The organism is Flavobacterium anhuiense (assembly GCF_050990855.1).
Lineage (GTDB): Bacteria > Bacteroidota > Bacteroidia > Flavobacteriales > Flavobacteriaceae > Flavobacterium > Flavobacterium anhuiense_C.
Map to the genome: position 1 here is coordinate 656,671 of NZ_CP158861.1, position 20,419 is coordinate 677,089.

Annotated in this window: 19 protein-coding genes and 1 tRNA gene; 8 read left to right on the top strand and 12 right to left on the bottom strand. The window is 35.4% G+C overall.

Features of this window, described 5'->3' with window-relative positions; genetic code table 11:
- Positions 1–91 precede the first annotated feature (91 nt).
- The 8 genes from ABTV69_RS03160 (at position 92) to ABTV69_RS03195 (ending at position 8,174) form a co-directional block, all read left to right on the top strand.
- The gene (locus tag ABTV69_RS03160) at positions 92–1,699 is read left to right on the top strand and encodes an arylsulfatase (protein ID WP_433834177.1); all 1,608 of its coding nucleotides are present in this window, start codon (positions 92–94) and stop codon (positions 1,697–1,699) included.
- A 98-nt stretch (positions 1,700–1,797) separates the two neighbouring features.
- On the top strand, positions 1,798–2,841 hold the full coding sequence (locus ABTV69_RS03165; protein WP_433834179.1) for an HAD family hydrolase: 1,044 nt from the start codon (positions 1,798–1,800) through the stop codon (positions 2,839–2,841).
- Between the two features lie 27 nt (positions 2,842–2,868).
- Entirely contained in the window at positions 2,869–3,723 is an 855-nt protein-coding gene (locus tag ABTV69_RS03170; RefSeq protein ID WP_433834181.1) for a hypothetical protein, read from the top strand.
- Positions 3,724–3,783: 60 nt separating this feature from the next.
- The gene (locus ABTV69_RS03175; RefSeq protein ID WP_433834183.1) at positions 3,784–4,023 is read left to right on the top strand and encodes a hypothetical protein; all 240 of its coding nucleotides are present in this window, start codon (positions 3,784–3,786) and stop codon (positions 4,021–4,023) included.
- A gap of 16 nt (positions 4,024–4,039) precedes the next feature.
- The gene (locus ABTV69_RS03180; RefSeq protein ID WP_433834185.1) at positions 4,040–4,618 is read left to right on the top strand and encodes a DUF4136 domain-containing protein; all 579 of its coding nucleotides are present in this window, start codon (positions 4,040–4,042) and stop codon (positions 4,616–4,618) included.
- A 104-nt stretch (positions 4,619–4,722) separates the two neighbouring features.
- Positions 4,723–5,862: a helix-turn-helix domain-containing protein gene (locus ABTV69_RS03185; protein ID WP_433834186.1), complete on the top strand. Its 1,140-nt coding sequence runs from the start codon at positions 4,723–4,725 to the stop codon at positions 5,860–5,862.
- A gap of 98 nt (positions 5,863–5,960) precedes the next feature.
- Positions 5,961–6,950 (top strand): DUF6515 family protein, encoded by a 990-nt coding sequence (locus ABTV69_RS03190; protein ID WP_433834188.1) that lies wholly within the window; start codon positions 5,961–5,963, stop codon positions 6,948–6,950.
- Between the two features lie 270 nt (positions 6,951–7,220).
- Entirely contained in the window at positions 7,221–8,174 is a 954-nt protein-coding gene (locus tag ABTV69_RS03195) for a formylglycine-generating enzyme family protein (protein ID WP_433834189.1), read from the top strand.
- A gap of 1,025 nt (positions 8,175–9,199) precedes the next feature.
- On the opposite strand, the gene ABTV69_RS03200 is transcribed toward ABTV69_RS03195, so the two are convergent.
- The 12 genes from ABTV69_RS03200 to ABTV69_RS03255 all read right to left on the bottom strand — a co-directional run bounded on the left by ABTV69_RS03200 (position 9,200) and on the right by ABTV69_RS03255 (position 20,256).
- On the bottom strand, positions 9,200–9,826 hold the full coding sequence (locus ABTV69_RS03200; RefSeq protein WP_433834191.1) for an AAA family ATPase: 627 nt from the start codon (positions 9,824–9,826) through the stop codon (positions 9,200–9,202).
- A 438-nt stretch (positions 9,827–10,264) separates the two neighbouring features.
- Positions 10,265–10,837, bottom strand: a complete 573-nt coding sequence (locus tag ABTV69_RS03205; protein ID WP_433834193.1) for a hypothetical protein — start codon at positions 10,835–10,837, stop codon at positions 10,265–10,267.
- Between the two features lie 17 nt (positions 10,838–10,854).
- On the bottom strand, positions 10,855–11,874 hold the full coding sequence (locus ABTV69_RS03210) for a relaxase/mobilization nuclease domain-containing protein (RefSeq protein WP_433834195.1): 1,020 nt from the start codon (positions 11,872–11,874) through the stop codon (positions 10,855–10,857).
- On the bottom strand, positions 11,871–12,251 hold the full coding sequence (locus ABTV69_RS03215) for a plasmid mobilization protein (RefSeq protein ID WP_433834197.1): 381 nt from the start codon (positions 12,249–12,251) through the stop codon (positions 11,871–11,873). Before ABTV69_RS03215 ends, ABTV69_RS03210 begins: the two co-directional genes overlap by 4 nt.
- A gap of 132 nt (positions 12,252–12,383) precedes the next feature.
- Positions 12,384–13,007 carry a toprim domain-containing protein gene (locus ABTV69_RS03220; protein ID WP_433834199.1) on the bottom strand — a complete coding sequence of 208 codons (624 nt, stop codon included), beginning with the start codon at positions 13,005–13,007 and terminating at the stop codon, positions 12,384–12,386.
- Between the two features lie 575 nt (positions 13,008–13,582).
- On the bottom strand, positions 13,583–14,815 hold the full coding sequence (locus tag ABTV69_RS03225; RefSeq protein WP_433834201.1) for a primase-helicase family protein: 1,233 nt from the start codon (positions 14,813–14,815) through the stop codon (positions 13,583–13,585).
- Between the two features lie 93 nt (positions 14,816–14,908).
- Complete coding sequence (locus ABTV69_RS03230; protein WP_433834203.1) at positions 14,909–15,244, bottom strand: helix-turn-helix domain-containing protein; 336 nt, start codon at positions 15,242–15,244, stop codon at positions 14,909–14,911.
- Between the two features lie 178 nt (positions 15,245–15,422).
- The gene (locus ABTV69_RS03235; RefSeq protein ID WP_433834205.1) at positions 15,423–16,241 is read right to left on the bottom strand and encodes a hypothetical protein; all 819 of its coding nucleotides are present in this window, start codon (positions 16,239–16,241) and stop codon (positions 15,423–15,425) included.
- A gap of 151 nt (positions 16,242–16,392) precedes the next feature.
- Positions 16,393–16,466 (bottom strand) — tRNA-Ile (locus ABTV69_RS03240).
- A gap of 146 nt (positions 16,467–16,612) precedes the next feature.
- The gene (mce, locus tag ABTV69_RS03245; protein ID WP_433834207.1) at positions 16,613–17,017 is read right to left on the bottom strand and encodes a methylmalonyl-CoA epimerase; all 405 of its coding nucleotides are present in this window, start codon (positions 17,015–17,017) and stop codon (positions 16,613–16,615) included.
- 10 nt (positions 17,018–17,027) lie between these two features.
- Complete coding sequence (locus ABTV69_RS03250) at positions 17,028–19,388, bottom strand: hypothetical protein (RefSeq protein WP_433834208.1); 2,361 nt, start codon at positions 19,386–19,388, stop codon at positions 17,028–17,030.
- Positions 19,348–20,256 carry a hypothetical protein gene (locus ABTV69_RS03255; RefSeq protein WP_433834210.1) on the bottom strand — a complete coding sequence of 303 codons (909 nt, stop codon included), beginning with the start codon at positions 20,254–20,256 and terminating at the stop codon, positions 19,348–19,350. The genes ABTV69_RS03250 and ABTV69_RS03255 overlap by 41 nt, the downstream gene beginning before the upstream one ends.
- Positions 20,257–20,419 lie beyond the last annotated feature (163 nt).

Consider the following 20,419-nt stretch of genomic DNA (forward strand, 5'->3'; position numbering starts at 1 on the left):
ATCCAAAAGGGTAAATTTGATATACTTCAGTAAAATTCTTTTCACTGACAATGAAAATCATTGTTATCAATTAAATTAAAAACCTAAAGTTATGAGTAAAAAAAACTTTTCATTAGCATTATTAAGTCTGCTGTTATTCTCATTTTCATTTTCATATGGGCAGACAAAAAAGAAGCCTAATATCATTATGGTAATTTCAGATGATACGGGATGGGGAGATCTTGGTGTCTATGGAGGAGGAGAATCGCGCGGTATGCCTACCCCTAATTTAGATAAAATGGCCAAGGAAGGCATGCAGTTCTGGGAGTTTTACGGACAGCCAAGCTGCACCCCGGGAAGGGCTGCGATGCTTACAGGAAGAATCCCGAATAGGAGCGGTATGACAACTGTTGCTTTCCAAGGACAGGGAGGAGGTCTTCCAGCTGGAGAATGGACACTTGCATCTGTTCTAAAGAAAGCTAATTATAAAACGTATTTTTCTGGAAAATGGCACTTAGGAGAGGCAGATTATGCGATGCCTACCGCACATGGTTTTGATATAATGCAGAATGTCGTGCTGTATCACTTAAATGCCTATACTTATGCATTTCCATCATGGAATCCTGATATGACACCTGAAATGCTTGCTTTCTTCAAAAAAGTTACCACAGGAATATTGGAAGGAGAAGCGGGAGGAAAAGTTAGAGAAGTTTCCAAAGTGACAGAAGAAAACATTGCTGAATTAGACATGATGATGACCGAAAATGTTTTAAAACAATTAGATACTTATGCAAAAGCAAAAGACCCGTTTTTTATGTGCGTTAATTTTGCCAAAAACCACCAGCCGAATTTACCTTCCAAGCAGTTTAAAGGAAAATCTCCAGGTGCCAGCAAGTATGCGGACTGCGTAATGGAGGTGGATTATAATATTGGCCGTGTTCTGGATGAGATTAAAAAATTGGGCATTGCAGATAATACTATTGTAATCTATACTGTAGATAACGGTGCCTGGCAGGATGTCCATCCTGATGCAGGATATACTCCGTTCAGAGGTTCTAAAGGAACTGACAGGGAAGGCGGAAGCCGTGTTCCTGCAATTGCTTGGTGGCCGGGTCAGATTGAAGCCGGCAGCCAGAACCATAATATTGTGGGAGGATTGGATTTAATGGCAACTTTTGCAGGACTTGCAGGTGTTGAACTGCCAAAGAACGACCGTGAAGGAAAACCGATGGTCTTTGACAGCTACGATATGGCCAATGTTTTATTCAAAAAAGGAAAACCGCTTCGTAATACGTGGTTTTATTTTACAGAGAATGAGTTATCTCCTGGGGCGGTAAGGGTAAGCCATTTTAAAGCGGTTTACAACACCAGAGGAGACAACGGTGCACAAGCAGGAAGTGATGCGCCGGGGCAGCAGCTGGGATGGAGAGGAGACGAGACTTATGTAGCAACTGTTCCGGCCATTTATGATTTGTGGCAGGATCCTCAGGAGCGATACGATCTGTTCATGAACAGCTTTACAGAAAAAACATGGACTCTTCCGGTATTCAATAAAGCCATTCAGGATCTAATGAAGACCTATGTGCAATATCCGCCCCGTCAATTGCAGGGAGAAACTTACTTGGGCAATGAAAGCATCGCAAGATTCAGAACTATTCAGGAAGCCAAGAAAATGCTCGAAGATAAAGGCATGAAACTGCCGGATGACATAAAATATTAATTCCGGTGCAATAATCTTAAAAAGTCAAAAAAGGTGAGATTATAAATTTCACCTTTTTTTGTCTGCCAGTTTAATTCAATTAATCAAAATCAAGTAATATGGAAAAGATTATAAAAATCAGGGCGCTAAAAATTATTCTTTTTGCTTTGTGCATCCTGCTTGCGTCCTGCAAAAAAGAAGCTCCAAAAGAAGAATCACCTGCTAAAGAGACCGAACAGACGGTTTCAAATGGAGATCCTCTTCCTTCATGGAATGATGTTCAGGTTAAAAAAGATATCATTGCTTATGTAAAAGAAGTTACAACAACAGGCGGGCCAAATTTTATTCCGGCGGCAGATCGTATCGCAACCTTTGATAATGACGGAACGTTATGGTCTGAACAGCCTTTTTATTTTCAGCTTTTCTTCGCATTGGATCAGGTGAAAGCCTTAGCGCCAAAACATCCTGAATGGAAAACAAAACAGCCTTTTAAAGCAGTTCTGGAAAATAATATGGAAGAACTAATGAAACAGGGGAAACCAGGGTTGCTGCAGATAGTTGCGGTAAGCCATGCTGGAATGACTACTGACGCGTTTGAGGCAGATGTAAAAAAATGGATTAGTGAAGCACAGCATCCTTCTAAAAAGAAGCTGTATAAAAATCTGATTTATCAGCCAATGCTTGAATTGGTAAAATACCTTCAGGCAAATCAATTCAAAGTTTTTATTGTTTCTGGGGGCGGAATTGATTTTATGCGCGCCTGGGCTGAAGATGTCTACGGGATTCCTAAAGAGAATATTGTAGGAAGCACTCTTAAGGCGAAATACGATTATAATAACGGAGCGCCTTCAATTACCAAACTGCCTGCGCTGGACTTCAACGATGATAAAGATGGAAAACCTGTTGCCATTGAGAAATACATCGGAAAAAAACCTGTTTTTGCTGCAGGCAATTCTGACGGCGATCTTCAGATGCTTGAATGGGCAGCATCAAATAAATACAAAAATTTTGAGCTATACGTGCATCATACCGATTCTGTTCGTGAATGGGCTTATGACAGAAAATCTCATATAGGCACTTTAGACAAAGGCCTTGACGAAGGAAAGGCTAAAAATTGGTCATTTGTTGATATGAAAAATGACTGGAAAGTTATTTTTCCATAAAAGCAGTAAACTAAAAAAACTAGTATTATGAAATTAACAGCAGTCAGGAATAATAATATGAATAGACACCGCATACCGCTGTTGGTCGTCCTGTTTTCTTTAAGTATAATTTTTTCTGCACGCAGTCAGGAAAAAACAGAGCAGGAAGCTCCTGAATCAGGAACTTCCGTTAAACTGTCGCAGGAAGTGATGAATCCGACAACTCTGGCGTGGCAGCTGCAATTGGAAGAATTTGCCATTTTTAAGACTGAGGGGCAGGATGGATTTGCGCAGAATTTCCGTCTGCGTGGAATTATCCCCATGAAAGAAGGCTTTCTGGTAAAAGTTCCGCAGTTAATCCGTGTGATTGCGTTTTTAAATACTGCTCCAGACGGAAGAACGGGATTAGGGGATGTTACCTTAAATCAGTTCTTTATCCTGAGTAAAAAGGACTGGGGGCAGTTCGGAGCGGGATGGAACATACAGATTCCAACCAGGACTGACGACCAGCTTGGGTCTCCCCAATGGAGTCTGGGGCCTGCTTTTACGGTAACTTTTACCAATCTGGGCAAATGGCAGATGTACTGGATCTGGGAAAACTTTTTCTCTATATCGGGTAATGGAAAGTACGGTTCATCCGCTTACGCTGTGCTACAGCCGAATGTTTTCTACACATGGCCAAACGGCATCTATGCAGGTATTGAGCCCGAGTGGCAGATTGATTACAAAACCGGAAAAGTTGCAATACCGATGGATTTCAGGGTGGGATACATATGGTCGGGCAAATTGAAATACAATGCCTATATCGAACCTGAAGTCATGGCTTTCAGATCTGATGGGTATTCCAGAAACTCAGCGAACTTTGGAGTAAGGCTTGGTTTTAGATGGTATCTTCCTATGTAGAGTTGAATTTCCCCAATTCTTTACTGTCCGATAATGTTGCATCCACTTAAAAAAGAACCTATGCCGCTTCCAGATGAATTATACAACATAAAATTTGCCGGGTATTTTGAATCAATTAAAGATATGTATGCGGCCGATCATAAATTCAGAACAATCTGCGATGACTACTGCGAAAGCATACTGCAGACCAAAAATTATGATAAAAGGATAGTGAGGAATCTTAAGAGCAAATTAGAATCCGAGAATCTATCCCGAGAACTGGAAGAGGAAATCCTCTTCTACATCACTAAAAATCAATAACTTAAAAAAAATAAATATGACTGCTCAAAAAACAACACTTCGTATTATACCGATACTGATTTTTGCCATTTTTTACGGCTGTTCACCAACGGTGAAGGTAACTGCTGATTATGATCATTCAGCAGATTTTACAAGCTACAGGACATTCGCCGTATATGATCTAAAAGCGCAGCAGGGACAGGTAAATCAATTGAATGCTGACCGCGTGACAAACGCAATTCGAAACGAAATGCTGGCGAAAGGATTTACGGAGTCTGAAAATCCGGATTTAAAAGTAAATGCAGTATCAATTCTTAAAAATAAGACCTCCGTGAGTTCGACTACGGACTTTTACGGATATGGAGGCATGTACCGCCCTTATGGCTATTGGGGAGGAGGCGCAATGATGGGAGGAGCAAATACTACATTTAATACATACGATTACGTAGACGGCTCACTTATAATAGATATTGTTTCCACTAAAAATCAAAAGCTGGTTTGGGAGGGAATCGGAAATGCAGAAATTGATAACAAACCCGATAATCCAGATGAATTCATCACCGGTTCAGTGAAAAAAATAATGGAAGGATTTCCTCCAGGACAGATTAAAAAGTAAGCTTGTAATTGTGTGAATGTTCTCACTCCTTGTGTTTAAAACTGAAAAGCCAGTTTTAAATGTAACAGAATGAAATGTGCAGGAAAAACTAAAAAACTAAAAACATGTTTAATAATTTAACGCTTATCCTTTTTTTTGCGGGCGGTACGCTGGGCATCACGGCAGATTTTGCACTCTTATTTACTAAAAAAATTCACTATAACGGCATCTTTTTAGTTCTGTTTTTGTTTAGTCTGGCTTTGATTAGTTTTTATGGATTGTATTTGGATACAGGAAGCCCTGTACGTTTTAGCTTATCTTCAGCGCCTGCAGAATCCTTTATTTTTCTGACGGCACCCTGTTCTTTTTTGTATGTCAAAGCTGTTTTATCCTCCAGCGATAAACCTCAAAAGTATGACTTGCTTCATTTGGTGCCTTTTATTATCTTTTTCTGCTTTTCACTTTTTGAAGCCATCGTTTTCCCTGAACAAGTAAAAGCAGATTTACCCGTATATCAATATAGTACCTTACTGCGTCTTATATGGCTTTCATACGCGGTGTTTCAGACGGTAAAAATTTTAAATTCGTCAGCAGTTAAAAAAAATGATACCGCGGTAAGAAACAAAGATTTAAGTTTTATAAGAATATTTAACTTAAGCGTTTTGATTTTATTTTCATTTCTGTTTTTACATCATTTTTTAATGGAAGCAGACGGCATTATAGATAGATCTGGATGTATCGCGGCTGCATGTACATTGGCATTCATCACAATAGCTTTGTTTTTCAATCTATATATTTTCCAAAATCAGAATCTTCTGGACTCCATTGCAAAGGAGCCTCAGGAAAAAAACTTCAAGAAAGAAAAAATTAAAGACTATAAGGTATTATCAGAATGGCTGACACCTGAGAGAAGAAAGGAATATCTCTTGAGAATAGATTACAATGTGAATTTTCAAAAATGTTTTCTCAACAAAGGAATATGTCTGAAAGATTTAGCCGAAGAAACAGGCATCTCATTAAATATAATTTCTCATCTAATCAATTCTGAATTTGGCTGCAGTTTTAAGGACTACATAAACTCAAAACGGATTGATTACTTTATAGAAAATGCTAATGATCCATCATGGAAGGATTTAAATGTTCTGGGAATGGCTTTAAAATGTGGTTTTGGATCAAGAACAAGCTGCTTCAGGGCGTTTCTAAAGCATACCGGCAAACCGCCTTCATATTATTTCGAGGACATTAAAGTGAGAGCTGGTGCATAGCTTTAAGAAATGGCAGTATAATACAAGGAAAGCTTTTACATTATCTAGCATACTACATCCTACTTTTTAAAATTTTCAATCAACTTAAATCCGAGAAAATGAAAAAGATATTTAATACAATACGCAGATCAGCATCCGTGTTTTTTATAGCAATGTTCTTCCTCTATTCAATCGATAGTTTAGCCCAGCGCTTCGGCGGCGGCGGCGCAGCTCATCGCGGGGGCGGTGCTGCTCACAGAAGCGGAAATATCGGCGGAGCGGCACACACAAGACCAGCACAGAAAACCAGACCTGCTTCTAACGCAGGAGGTATAAAAAGAACTTCAAATACGGCGAACAACAAGGCGACAAGACCTGGGAATTCTAACAATAAAGTTACCAGACCGACAAATTCTAATAACAAAACGGCCAGACCGGCAACAGCTAACAATAGAAATAATAGAACCAGTAACCGAAACACCAGTATAAGCGGCAACACGGTAAACAGAAACAGAAACAATGTCAATATTAATGTAAACAACAGCGTGCATGTTCGCAACAATCGAAATACTATAGTACGCCCTGGACCTAGGCCTTATGTACGTCCTCCTTATGTATATGGCGGTTACAGATATAATTGTTACCATCCCTACTATCCGCGTCCGTACAGACCATTTTATTGGGGGCCAGTCTGGCATCCGTGGGGATTTTTCGTTGCCACTTTAGCAGTGACAGCAATTGTAGTCAGCGTAGAAAACACACAGTATCATTACGATCAGGGAGTCTGGTACACCTCAACCAGCGGCGGTTACACTGCAGTCCCTGCACCGGTTGGCGGTACTGTAAACAATATCCCAAGCGGAGCAGAAACCGTCAATACAGGAACGGTCAACAATTATTATTACGGAGGAACGTACTATGAAAAAGATGGAGGGAAATATACTGTAGTGGCTCCAACAGCTGGAACAATTGTTGAAAATCTTCCTGAAGGAGGTGAAGAAGTTACCATTGGTGATGCTAAATATGTAAAATTTGGAGAAACCTATTACCAGCCGGTTCAAATTGATGGCAAGGACAAATATGAAGTAGTACAGGTTGAGAAAGAATAATTTCAGTTATTGCTTCTATAAAACTAATTTACTGTCAAGAGCCAATTTCATTTTGAGAGCCATAATTTCAAATTAAAATCAGTTGTCATGAAAAATAAAACTTTCTGGATCATAATCGTACTGACGATTTCCATTATATCACTCGCTTACAGTTATACCAAACTGATCTTACCTAAAAAAGAAATCGCCGCCGCCGCAGAATGTCACGAAACTCCAAATACTTGAGAACCTTCCCCATTTAAAACTACCATTGAAAACAAAAATAAGCCGATGGGAAAAGCTCCAAAAGGAATGGTATGGATTCCAGGCGGAGAATTCTCCATGGGAAGCAGTGTTGAAGATGAAAGTCTCTGCAGTATAAAAGGTGTCACAAAAGATGCCGCTCCGATTCATCGTGTTTATGTAGACGGTTATTACATGGACGAAACTGAAGTAACTAATGAGGAATTCGAAAAATTTGTAAACGCTACCGGCTATTTGACCGTTGCAGAAAAAAAACCTACTAAAGAAGAATTTCCCACGGCAAGAGAAGAGGATTTAGTTACGGGTTCTGCAGTCTTTACTCCTACTCCAGCTGCAGTTAATCTGAATAATTTCCTTCAATGGTGGCGTTATGAACCTGGTGCCGACTGGAGGCATCCTGAAGGCCCTCAAAGCACAATCAAAGGAAAAGAAAAATATCCTGTCGTTCAGGTGGTTTATGAAGATGCCGCTGCCTATGCAAAATGGGCAGGAAAAAGACTTCCAACAGAAGCAGAATGGGAGTTTGCTGCAAGAGGTGGAAAAACAGGAAATCTCTATGCCTGGGGCAATACGCTAAAACCTGATGGAAAATTTCAGGCCAATATTTATCAGGGACATTTCCCTATAGAAGATGGTGATACAGGAGAAGACGGATTTAAAGGAATCGCACCCACAAAACAATTTGCCCCAAATAGCTACGGCTTATATGATATGGCTGGAAATGTCTGGGAATGGGTAAATGACTGGTATAGCGTCGACTATTACAAAACTTTAAGCGAAAGCGGAAAAACGATCAGAAATCCCCAAGGACCAGAGGATTATTATGATCCAAACGACCCAACCGAAATAAAACGCGTGCATAGAGGCGGTTCTTTCTTATGTACCGACCAGTACTGTACTCGTTACATGGTAGGAACAAGAGGGAAAGGAGAAATCAAATCTGCCGCAAATCATGTTGGCTTTAGATGTGTGAAAAATTAATAAATATTTTGAATTTCATGATATGCAAAAATTCAATCCTTTTAAAATTTTAAACTTTCTAATCTACCCTAAATCCAATAAAAAGAATCCTTTAATTTTCAGAAAATATGAGCTCTAAAAAATTACTTGTTCCTTAGACCGATATCATTTAAAAATGTGAATAATAAAGCCACTAATGCTAAAATAATTCCCAACGATAAATTTTTGCAAACATATGAGTCATTATTGACTTTAAAAATAAATAGATAATACTCTGGAAACAATAAACCTAAAATCGTAAAAATAGACCCTGAAATCATTAAAATTAAAATCAAATATTTCATAACAATCTTTTATTTTTATACTAGTCAAATATACAGAATAAGCGTGTTAAAAAAACATACATTACTGATATTTAATATATTAAAAATTTTAATCACAATACTTTTCTAAATAATTAATATAACCTCTTTATTTTGAGAAAATGCAATTATAATAACCTCATATTGTAAATAAAAGCTCGAAACATTTTAATGCTTATACATAAAGGAATAAAGATTTTAAATATTTGAATTACAAATAGCGAATAATATTATTCGTTCATAATTTGTTGGTTTTTCGTTTTTTTAACTAGCCTTTTATTATAAAATCGGAATCATGCTTTTTCATTTGACCAAGATATTGAGTTTCTTCTGACCAATACATCATTTGCAAAAATACTTCATCAAAATCAATATTATAACTTATATGCAACGGAAAATTTTCTATATAATGAAATAACTCCCTTCAAAAAACATTTATAAATAGCTTCATTTTTAGAACTTTACAGCTTATGCAAAAGTAGATTTAATTTACTTTTCCCTACTTTTTTTAGTCTGCAAATAAAAAAAGCTCTCGTTTCTGAGAGCTTTGCAATATTATTGAAATAATACTTTACAGAGAACTGGCTTTTATCCTTACGATTTTACCGTCCTGCATAACAACCAGGTCGCTGTTATTTTTCTTTTTAAACTCAATTAACTTTTCAGAAACTTTATCCATTGCCTCTATAATCTTCTTCTGAGTCGGTGTCGTTGTTGTTGTTTTGTGTTCTCCCATGATTGATCATTTTTGAGTTTTTCGAACTTGATTTCATTTATAACTTCAATATCATTTCCCAGAGTTTTTTGTGCTATTAATTCAGCTTTTACAGCTGTATTGTCGAAAATCAATGCCTCATTAACTATTGGCAAATATATATCAAATAAATTAGTAATTCCGTTTTCATATCTACGTTTAATAACATCGGTTTCAATGTTATGACCGCCTTCCTGAACCCTTGTCTTGACCCTTTCGATTGCCAGTTCAACACTATTGAGCCAAAAAAATAAAAGCACCACTTTATAGCCTTTTTCCTGAGCTTCAATCACTTTCTGCCTATAGCTTTTTGTGGCTAAAGTCGTTTCGAACGCAAAGACTTCATTACTTGCCAGCAATTCATTGATTCTGTTAAGCATTATCCTTCCCGCTTCAAAGGCTGCCTTTTCTGGTTGAAAAGGAGAAAGCCCTTTAGCTATTTCGTCCGCATTTACAAACTCCTTACAATTTAGTATTTCAGGAAGTATTGTAAATGAAGCAGTAGTTTTACCAGCACCATTACAGCCTGCAATAATATAAAGATTTTTATTCATCATTACAAAGATAATAAATTACACTTTTAGTATACATTATTCACACTTTTAGTTTATTACGCAAATGCCTTAGCAACCGTTAAGCAATCGACAATATTGATAGTTTTTCATAATACTTAATTCTCAATTATGGAAAACCGCAACAGCAGCATTACTCTAAAACCAAAATTTACATCTAAGTACCGGCAATAGCCTTTAATGTTTTTCAATTAATCTTATGCTAATTCGAACTCTTTTAACTGAAAACAAAATTTCAATACGGAAAAAAAATAATCAGATCAGCTATTGGTTATAGCTTTAAGTTCTTGAAGAACATGGATTGATCAGTCCTCTGGTATGAACATTCATATATTTCTAAGTTGTCCCAGTTACTTTTCATCATAAATCACTGTGTGATCTACAAACGAAAGGATAATTGAACAAATACAAACATACTTTTTCTCATTGTCCAAATTTTCTTTGAGCCCTAACCGCATTGATGTAAGCCTTATCCATTTGCTGTTTAATTTCCTTACCACTATTATTATACATATATACCCAGGCTCCCCGCACTGTTTCATCCTGAATCTTCCGTAATTCAACCTCTTTACGATTATTGCTGTAATTTATTCCCCATTTATACAAATTTGTTATTGCCAGCATTACAGTTAGGTACAATATCCATCTACCAAAAACAATTTTATAAAACAGCTTTGCATCCTGTTCGGGAAATAATAGAACTTGAAATTTCCTAACGATGCTTTTAGGCTGTCTTCCAATCATGTATTTCATATCAAGGATGCCTTTCTGCAGAATAACCTCTACGGTACTAATATCAAATGGTTGGGAAAGCTTTTTTTCTCCCTCACATTCTTTTTTTAACAAATCGATTTTATCTCCCACATTTTTCACTTCTGAAATAAGCGCTGTTATCTGCTGATTATTTAATTTCTGCTCCTGCGAAAATTCCTCCATCACCAGCTGTAATGCATCTTGTTCTATCTGCCTCTTATCTGTATTTGAGTTTGTTTTCATTTTTTCAATTTTTAAGATCATCTTCTCAATGCTGCTTTCTTCTTTTTCTTTTGGGAATTTGGCTGTAATTGAGTATCAATATAATCCGATTGATATTCAGGATTCAATAAGCTGCCTATACCGCTTGACAGTCCATCAATAACTGCCTTTTGGCTTTTATTTAAACTATGGCTTTGCTTTTCATTGCTCTGCTCTTTTATGTCGTAAAAATCCGGCACTGAATAGCTGCTTTTATTCTCCCCTTTTTCTTCACCGGCATTTCTCTTCATATATTTTTGTTTGCTACATAATATATTTTCAATTTTCATTAATGAAAAACCAACTTCGCTTCCTTTTATATTGACCTTTTTGTCATCTATAAAAGAAACTCCTCTTCCCTTAAGAATTTTATAGCCCAAATCCTTCATATAATTTTCAAATGTTAAATAGGAACTGGTAAGCTTTAATGCCTGATTAATATCTGCTTTTAGTTTTTCTTTCCTCTTATCATAACGGGGCAATAGTCTGTCTTTCGGCGAAAGAAATGCTTTTGGGCTTAATATTTCTTGAAGACCGTATTTTTTTTCAAGCCGGCGGCAGAGATCTGCCATCCGTTTATAACTGTTACTGTCACTGGCAACCCTGCCATTAAAACCTACTCGGTTTGCAGCAATATGGATATGCCTCTCGTTAGTGTCTTTATGCAGCACGCAGATATATTGATTATCTTCTATGCCAAATACTTTTGCGCATTCTCTGCCTGCTTCCCTAAACTGTTCTTTAGTAAGTCTGTCAGTTGGAGCCAAACGCAGGGTCAGATGCAGCATTGGTTTTTCAACACGTCTGCTTAACTTTCTCACATCATTAAACTGCTGTGTGAGTTCATACTTATTACCGAAGCACTTATTGTATTCCAACACTTCTGCCCGTCCTTTATGTATAAGATGATCCTGAGATTCAAGCTGAAGTTTTCTTTGTTCGGATAATTCTTTTTTATCTTCAAGACAATAGCTGATGCAATGATAAAACGAACGGCCAATGCTCACATGCCCTATCATGACATGCAGCTTTTTATTTCCACTGCAAGATCTTTGATCCGTTGGGTGTAGACTTTTAATTCTGCCCTTTCAACTGGACTTAATTCATCATTACTATTTCTCTTTTTGGCTAACTGATTCATATTCGCCGCCAAATGATTAAGCTGCCCTGTGAAACTTAGGATTTCTTTTGAGAGCGCTTTATTTTTATAATTGATCTTCGCTTTTAATGCAATTTCACGAAGGTATTCAGAGACAGTAAGATTTACATTTTTAGCCCTGCTTTCAATTATCCTGCGCTCGTAGAGTGTAAACTTAACACCCATGAGTTGGTCTCTCTTTACTTCTTTTTTAGGTCTGCCTCCCTTATTCTTCATACTATTTCTCTGCTGTTCCATAATCTTTCATCATTTATTTTTTTGAATGCGGGAGCATGAAAAAACTCTCGGCGATTGCGGGAGCATGAGAAGAGCCAGCGTTTTGGTTATACCAAAACATAGCTGGCTACCACTGTAACTGCCACTTTAAAGTTATAGAGTCCGCTTAAAAGCATGGCCTCGCTTGACCTGCTCTTTGGTCTTTAACCATTCATTGAGGTCTTTCCTGTTTTGGTATAAAAAACTTTTATCGATATATCTGGATGGATTCAGATGCAGCGCTTCAGCGGTCAGTTTTATGCCTGACGGATCTCTGTCTAGGTAAAGATTTACTTTCTGATGTTTTTCCATTATCGGCAGTGACTTGTTAAAAAAAGACAGTGAATTAAGTATCAGAAAACTCGTTTCAAGCCCATTCTTATTCTGATTAAGCATTTTATAGGAAAGAAAATCAAAAAAACCCTCAAAAACGGTTAACGATTCTGCATCACTGCCGATAAATGTGAAATCTTTTGGCGAGCTGCTGCCTTTAAAATGTTCATTGCGCAATTCAAATCCCCCCGAATTATTTGGAAATCCAACAGCAATGTGATTCCTATTATTTAAACAAAATTCAACCTCTCTGCAATACCGTATTGCAACCTCTTGGGAAATGCTTCTGCTGACAAGGTAATCCGTCAATAACCGGTCGTCTAGTTCACGGACATCAGCAATGACAATTTTATCCGAATGATTATCTGTCTTCCCAGGAGTCATTTCATGGCCTACAGGCTGCACATCATCCTTTTTAAATGAAAGACCTGCGCTGGAGGAAATGCCGCTTCGGTTTAAAAGCTGCAGGAATTCTGAAACTGTACATCTAAAATACTCAATCCCAAAATCAATAATATTTCCTCCCTTTCCTAATCCGTGGTCCTACCATACGTTTAATTTTTGATTCACTTTAAAAGAAGGAGTCTTTTCATTTCGCAGCGGGGACAGGTACCAGTAATCCTGATTTTTAATTTTTGATGGTTCATGTCCCAATATCTTAAGATAATTAACCAAATCTATCTGGTTTGCAATTTTACAATTGAACTTTTCCATAATTATTTTCTTTTAGTGAATCTATCTGCCGCAGCTGTCAAATCTGTTCATCTGCGGGTGAAAAAAAAATATTCTTTAATCCTCTAATATTCTGATGCAGTTTAGAGCTAAAACCGCGAATAGACAAACATTACAGTGCATCACTATCTGCATCACTGCATCATTTTATTTTAAGGTTGCATCAATGCTGCATCATAAATGCTGGTATTGTTGATTGATGCAGACTTTGATGCAGATATCCTTACCCCGCTTATGAGGATTTAGAACTAATTCTGCATCATAGCATCAAATATTTTAAGAAACAGAATCCTTTTAATGGTGTAAAAACGTCCCCTCCTCTCTACTTTCACATATTCGCCATGTGATAATAATTCAATTCCGCAGTAAGACTTTGTATTATCCTCCGGCATGAAGCCCCATCTTTTAAGAATATTTCTTATTTCATTAGCAGAAATATCCGTTCTGCTGTTTTGTTTTCTCAACAGCATAAAAATATCATTAGGAGCCAGCTTCAGCTCATCTTCTTCCATTTTCTCAAAACATTCATTTATAAGCTCAAGAACAATTATTTCACCTTTATTGCGATTTACAAGTTTTAGAAGAGAAGCGGTCATAATCTGCTCCGGCTTAAACCACATTCTTGTTTTCTGCTGAGAAAAGTAATCTCTCATCTGAAGGTATTTTAAAAAACAGGGGATTTCCTTATTAAGTTTTTTAAGGAAAAATACATCTTCTGCACTAATAGTCTGAATTTTACGAATCCAAAAACGGATCTCCTCTTCATCTATCTGGATAAAATTATCTTCATTATTTGAACAGAGAATAAACTTTGCAAAAAATTCAATTTCCTGCCGGTCCTTTCCTTTTGCTTCTATCTTGTCTTTATCGGTTGTAGAAAGATACTTTAGCCGTTCAGTAATTTCTTTTTTATCAAAAAAGACTTCATCAATGGCAACAATCAGCATGCTTGCCCAATCAGAATTAAACTGCGAGCCAAAAGAATCTCCTTTTATATATGTCATATTCATTCCAAAAATCGCCTTCAGCCATTTTATAAAAGAACTTTTTCCCGTAGACCGTTCTTTGCTGACCAGACAAAGTATCGGCAATGCCTGGGTAGGCTTTTCATATAAAATTTTCAGGTAATCTAACCCCAGCTTGATTTGGTCTCCAAAAATATGGCTCATAAACTGCAGTGAATTTGGAATCATTTTTTCGAGCTCATCAAGCGGAAAATCCTTAGCGGTAGGTTTATTTGGAAGTTCATGGTAAGTATTATAGAAATCATGAACAATCTGCTGATAACCAAAATGATTTGGAATGCAGCAGAACCCATCTAATTTCAGCACACTGTTTAAAAATGATTTTCCGTGGTCCGAAATGATCGTTTCACGATTCCACCGAACCATTACTTTTACTTTATCACCAGATATTAAAGGCTTATCAATTATTTTGAAATAGGAAGTTCCTACCCTGATATAAGGAATGTCTAAGTCCATAAGATTCAATTTGTAATCCTTACAATTCTATCATAAGAATTTGATTAAAAAACAAAGAATTTCTTTTCGTGTATTTTGTGAGTGTCAAAGACGTTATTTTTTCCACAAAACAGCGTTTGCGTTTTCAAGATCTTCAGTAGTATTAATGACCTCTCCGTTTAGATAATCAAGAAGATCCGCTTTTCTAAAATAGATTTTCTTTTGGCCTTTTTTCTTTGTGTATCTAATCTTTCGCTGGTGGGTAAGCTGATAAATGTACTTGACCTCTATTGACAAGAACTCCGCTGCCTCTTCAGAGGAATAAATTTCTTTACTATTTAAAGATAATTTCATTAATGCTTTCTTAATAAAAGTATCTTGTTTGTTCGCTAGTTCCTGTACGATCAATTCCAATCGTTCAATTTTGGAAATAAAATTACTCGTGTCCATGATTCTGTTTTTTGAATTAGGAGACAAGTTTAAAGAGGTTTGGTGAAGTAAAAAATCGTGTAAAAACATTTTACATCTCTAAAATAATCTATACTGATTAATACCCAATTGGGGTAAATCATTATAACTTATTTTATTAAAAAAAATGCGATTGCAGTAATGGAATTTTACAAATAGGTTAGTCCAATTTTTCAAATAATCGGGTAAAATCATTACTGTGTAGTATTTTCTCTTTTTGATTTATTACGATATACGTATTCAGAAAATCAATAATTTTGGTGTTGGATCTGTCTTTTATTTGAGAATTCCAGTTTTGCCGAATATTGAAAAGAAAGGCTAATATTTCAACGATATTTTGTTTGGAGTTTCTTTTATTATCAATTTTTATAGCAATTGATCCTTCTTTTATTTTTATTCCATTACAAAGCTTATAGAGATTATCAATCGAAGATTGGTCTTGAAAAACATCCTTATGTTTTTCTATAATCAATTCAAATTCTCTTGGGCCAATCTGTTTAATTATATCTCCATTGGATAAATTTATCACATCTTTAAAACTGACACCATTTTGAATTGAGGAAACAGCATCGCTTTCTTCAAAAACAACTTTTCTCTCTTTAAATATTTCTTTAGGGTTTAGAATATACTGATTTATAATTTTTAAGATATGTACTGGAGTTTTTATTTCAAACAGGTAAAGCAAAATGGATTGAATCAAAACAAGCAGAAAGGCATAAAATGTTTGATTATAAATATCTGGATTCTTCGAAATTTCATTTCCAAAGAGAATTCCTAAAATACAAGATATCAAGAAAAGAGAAGACAAGATTATCAATCTGCTTTTATTAATTCCGTTATAATATGTAAATTTTTCTTCAGCGTATAAATTTATCAAAAGAGGTTTGACAATAAAAAATAATCTAAAAAGAAGGAACATGGGAAAACCAATCTTCGCGAAAAATAACACAACCGTTATGATATAGATATAAATTTCCATGTTCAATTAGTTAGCTTACATAAAAATAAGCAAAACTAATTGAAAATAAAACAAACCTTTTTCTTGCAGTACTTTACTAAAATGTTCGTCAAATGTTCGTCGATTAAAATAAAAAAGCCTTCACACATTTGCGAAGGCTTGATTTTACTAGTGGTCCCACCTGGGCTCGAACCAGGGACCACCTGATTATGAGTCAGGTGCTCTAACCAGCTGAGCTATAGGACCGGTTTAGAGGATGCAATATTACTACTATTTTTCATTCACTCCAAATATTTTAAGACATCATTTTAATTTAATTTTAAAACTTTATTCGAATTTCAAAAACGAAATTGATTTTCAACATCTTATTCAAAAATTAAAATGCCACTTTTTTATTTAATTTCTTGACAAAGCTCGACCAAAACACCATTTGTATTCTTCGGATGCAGAAAAACCACCAATTTATTGTCGGCTCCTTTCTTCGGAACTTCGTTAATCAAGACAAAACCTTCACTTTTCAAACGTGCAATTTCGGCTTCGATATCCTCCACATCAAAAGCAATATGATGAATTCCTTCTCCTTTTTTCTCCAAGAATTTAGCAATCGGACTTTCTGGATTTGTTGCCATCAAAAGTTCGATTTTATTATTTCCTGTTTGAAAGAAAGAAGTCAAAACACCTTCACTTTCCACCGCTTCCATTTTATAAGACGGAACACCAAGCATTTTTTCGAATAAAACATTAGCATCGTCCATGTTTTTTACCGCAATCCCGATATGTTCTATTTTGTTTACCATCTTTTTAAATTTATTGATTTGTATATGTTCTAAAATAACCGCATTCGGCAATTACATCCTGATAATATTTCGTTTCCGAATAGTCTTTTCTTAAAGCTTTGAATGAGTTCCAAGCAATAAAATTAACTTTATCATCTTGAATTTCCCAATAGCTGTTGATGTTATTGTATTTTTTATTGTAATAATCGTTTCGTTCACATTTCGAAATCAGATACAAACATTTTGCTTTTTGCTCTTTGTTCGAAGCTGCCTCAAAAGCTTTTTGATAATACATTTTCGAAATTGAATTATTCGTAATCATTTCTTTCATCGAATCTCTGAATGAATACGGGCTTGAGCCATAACCAACTATACTTATTTCGTAAAAAGTTCTTCCGTTTCCAAAATGAGAAATATTATAAAAAGCATTTCCTAACAAAAGGCTGTTGGTATAAATATCTTCTTTTTGAGCCAATTTATCCTGCATTTCTTTAATCGTATTTAGAAAATCCAGCTGCGTATATTTTCTTTTTTGATACGCTACGTGATCGCAATCATGACAATCTTTGATAGTTCCGTTAAACGGATTTCCTAAAAATTTATAATACTGAACTGAATCCGATTTCTTCATGTATTCAATTGCTTCTGGAATTTTGTTTTTGAAAGTCGCCTGAACTGCTTGAAAATTATTAATATCCTTCAATTTCAAACTATATATTTCGGCACCAATTTTCTCGATTTCCCTTTTATTAGATTTCTCCAAAAAGCTTTTTATCGCCAATAAATTCTTTTCGTTATCATAAAATGCATTTCCGTCATTCCAATAACTATAACGCGATTCACCATAAATCTCAGCCATTACCACGTCTCCTTTTTCTTTATATAAATGCGACAAATAACTTCTGCTCCAAGAAGAAGCATTTTGGTAACGGAATTCTTCTCCTTTATAATTTTTAGGAAGTTCGAAATACAACCAATTCAAATCGGCTAGAATAGTTTTCTCATTTTTATCTGTCAGTTTATCAATTTTGCTTAAGTTATTTACAAAATACAACAAACGAAGCTGCATTCCCGCCAATTCAGTTTTTGGGAGCGTTTTTTCTGCTTTAGCATAATTTTTATCCGCGTTGGCATAATCTCCTTTCAAAGTCTGAAGATATCCAAGCGCCATATCCCACAAATAGGGTTTATCGGTATTTCCTGCCGCAGAAATTTTCGCAATTAAATCAACTGCGCTATTATCAACCTTTGACTTGTTTTCTGTTTTATTCTCAGCAACAGTCTGCGGTTTTGGCTTCTGGTTTTCTCCTCGCACGTCCACTTGAAACGAATTGTTTATTTTTTGCTCTAGCGAATTTACCAATCTAGTTCCTAGATAATTCAAATGCTCGCTTTTTGGATCTAATTCGTAAATTTTTTCAATGGCTTGTTTTTCATCTTTATAATATCCGTGAATGGCCCAAAGTGCCGCTTTTTCTTTGTTATTTTTCGCCAAAGCCAAAGCCTTAGTCCAATCTGACTCGTTTTTTGGTTTAAAACTATAAGCCGTTACAACACGTAATTCTGGACATTTATCAAAAACTTGCGCGTATAAGTAATTGGAAGTCGCAAACTTTTTCTGCTTATAATTAATTCCGGCAACATATGCCAAAGCGCGATAATACAAAGTATTTTTAGCAACAGAACTTTCTGTTTTATTAAAAAAATCAATTGCTTTTTGCTTGTCGTTACTATAAAAACGCGCTTTCATAGTCAAGAACCAATATCTATTTTTCAAAAATGGATCTGACAATGTATTGTAGACATTTTCTATCGACTGAATCATTTTGGCATCATTAAATGTTTTTGCCACAACGGGATCGTAACTCCAATAATCTTCTCCAATAGAAACCGTTTCTATTTTCTGAGCCAAATACAGAAACTCAACAAAATTTTTTACTTTCTCATCTTTCAGATTAAGCTTTTTACCCCATTTCTGAGTGCTTTTATTTTCTTTTTTCGTTTTATAATAAACATGTAAGCCTTCAATTTCTTCTTTGTTTTTAATGATATTTTTTTCATCAGAATAATATTTAGGCTTTTCGTCACCAATTAAAAAATAATTGACTGTTGTTGTATCGACTTTTCCTTTAAGATACTCTGCCCAATCTGATTTTATATTTTTATTGAAACGCGAATTATGCTGCGTATCAAAGCCAATTCCGTAAAAAATACCACCAGACAAGAACAAAGGCGAATACGATTTATCGGCAAAAGTTTCTGGAGTAAAATTTGAATTGTAAGATCCTAAATAATCCCAATCTCCGTCTGCGCACGCGTATAAAATTCCGAATGCAGAAAGCAAAACGGCACTAGAAGCAAGAAATAATTTGCTTAAAAGTATTTTTTTCATAATAGTTTAAATTGAATTCGTCTAAATCGTAAAATATAATTTCTTTTGGCCTTTCCACAAGATTATCTTTCAAATCTTCTGCCATTTCTTTTAAATCCTCTGGTTTAATTTCTTCTATTTTCAAAAGATCATGCTCTTCATAAAAAACACCATTTTTATAATTGGAATGTTTTACCCTGAAAAAAATCGGACTTACTTTTTCAAAATTAGAGTCTTTCTCTAATGTTGCAGTGTTTAGTTTTGACCGAAGTCCAATCACTTTTTTATTTCTAATATGGACTCCCCATGAATAAATTGGAAAAGCAACATCCAAATGCAGCGGATATCTTTTTAAACTCTTAAGATATTTTGCAGCCACTTCCTGATCATATATCGAATTGAGTGAATCGGGAGCAATAGACCCCATATTATAATACATCAAAACTCCAGAGTCAACATTTGGGATTTTTGTTTTTTTGAAATATTTCACCTGATGCAATCGAATCGTGGCTGAAAGTTTCTTCTTCGAAATCTTTTTAAAGACTTCTATAAATTTCAAATAATTCCCTTTGCTTTTTAATGACCAGTCACAATCGATTTGAATTTCTTGACACGCAATTTTGTTTTTGGCATTAATTTGTGTTACAAAATCAAATGTTTTTTGAGCCAAATCGTTCACATCAAGACTGGATTGCAACATGACTTTATTCTGAATAAAGACAACTGGAACAACAGTATATTCTGTCGGATTTTCTACAAAACGAACAGGGGTAATGGGAATGGGGAAATTTAATTCTGGATGAAGACCAATGTCAAAATACCTTATATATAGTTTTTGAACATTGTTTTCTCGCAATGCTTCTTTTTCCGTTTTTGAAAATTTAAACATCGTTTTCCAGTAATAAAAAGAAATTACAGGTTTGTCACTTTTAGCGCATGATAACATTAAAAAGAAAAACAAAACTGAAAAAAATCGCTTGAACAAAACTTAGAAAATTACATTTTAATTCAAAAGTAAGAAATTATGCCGTTTTAAAATATGAGAAACACTA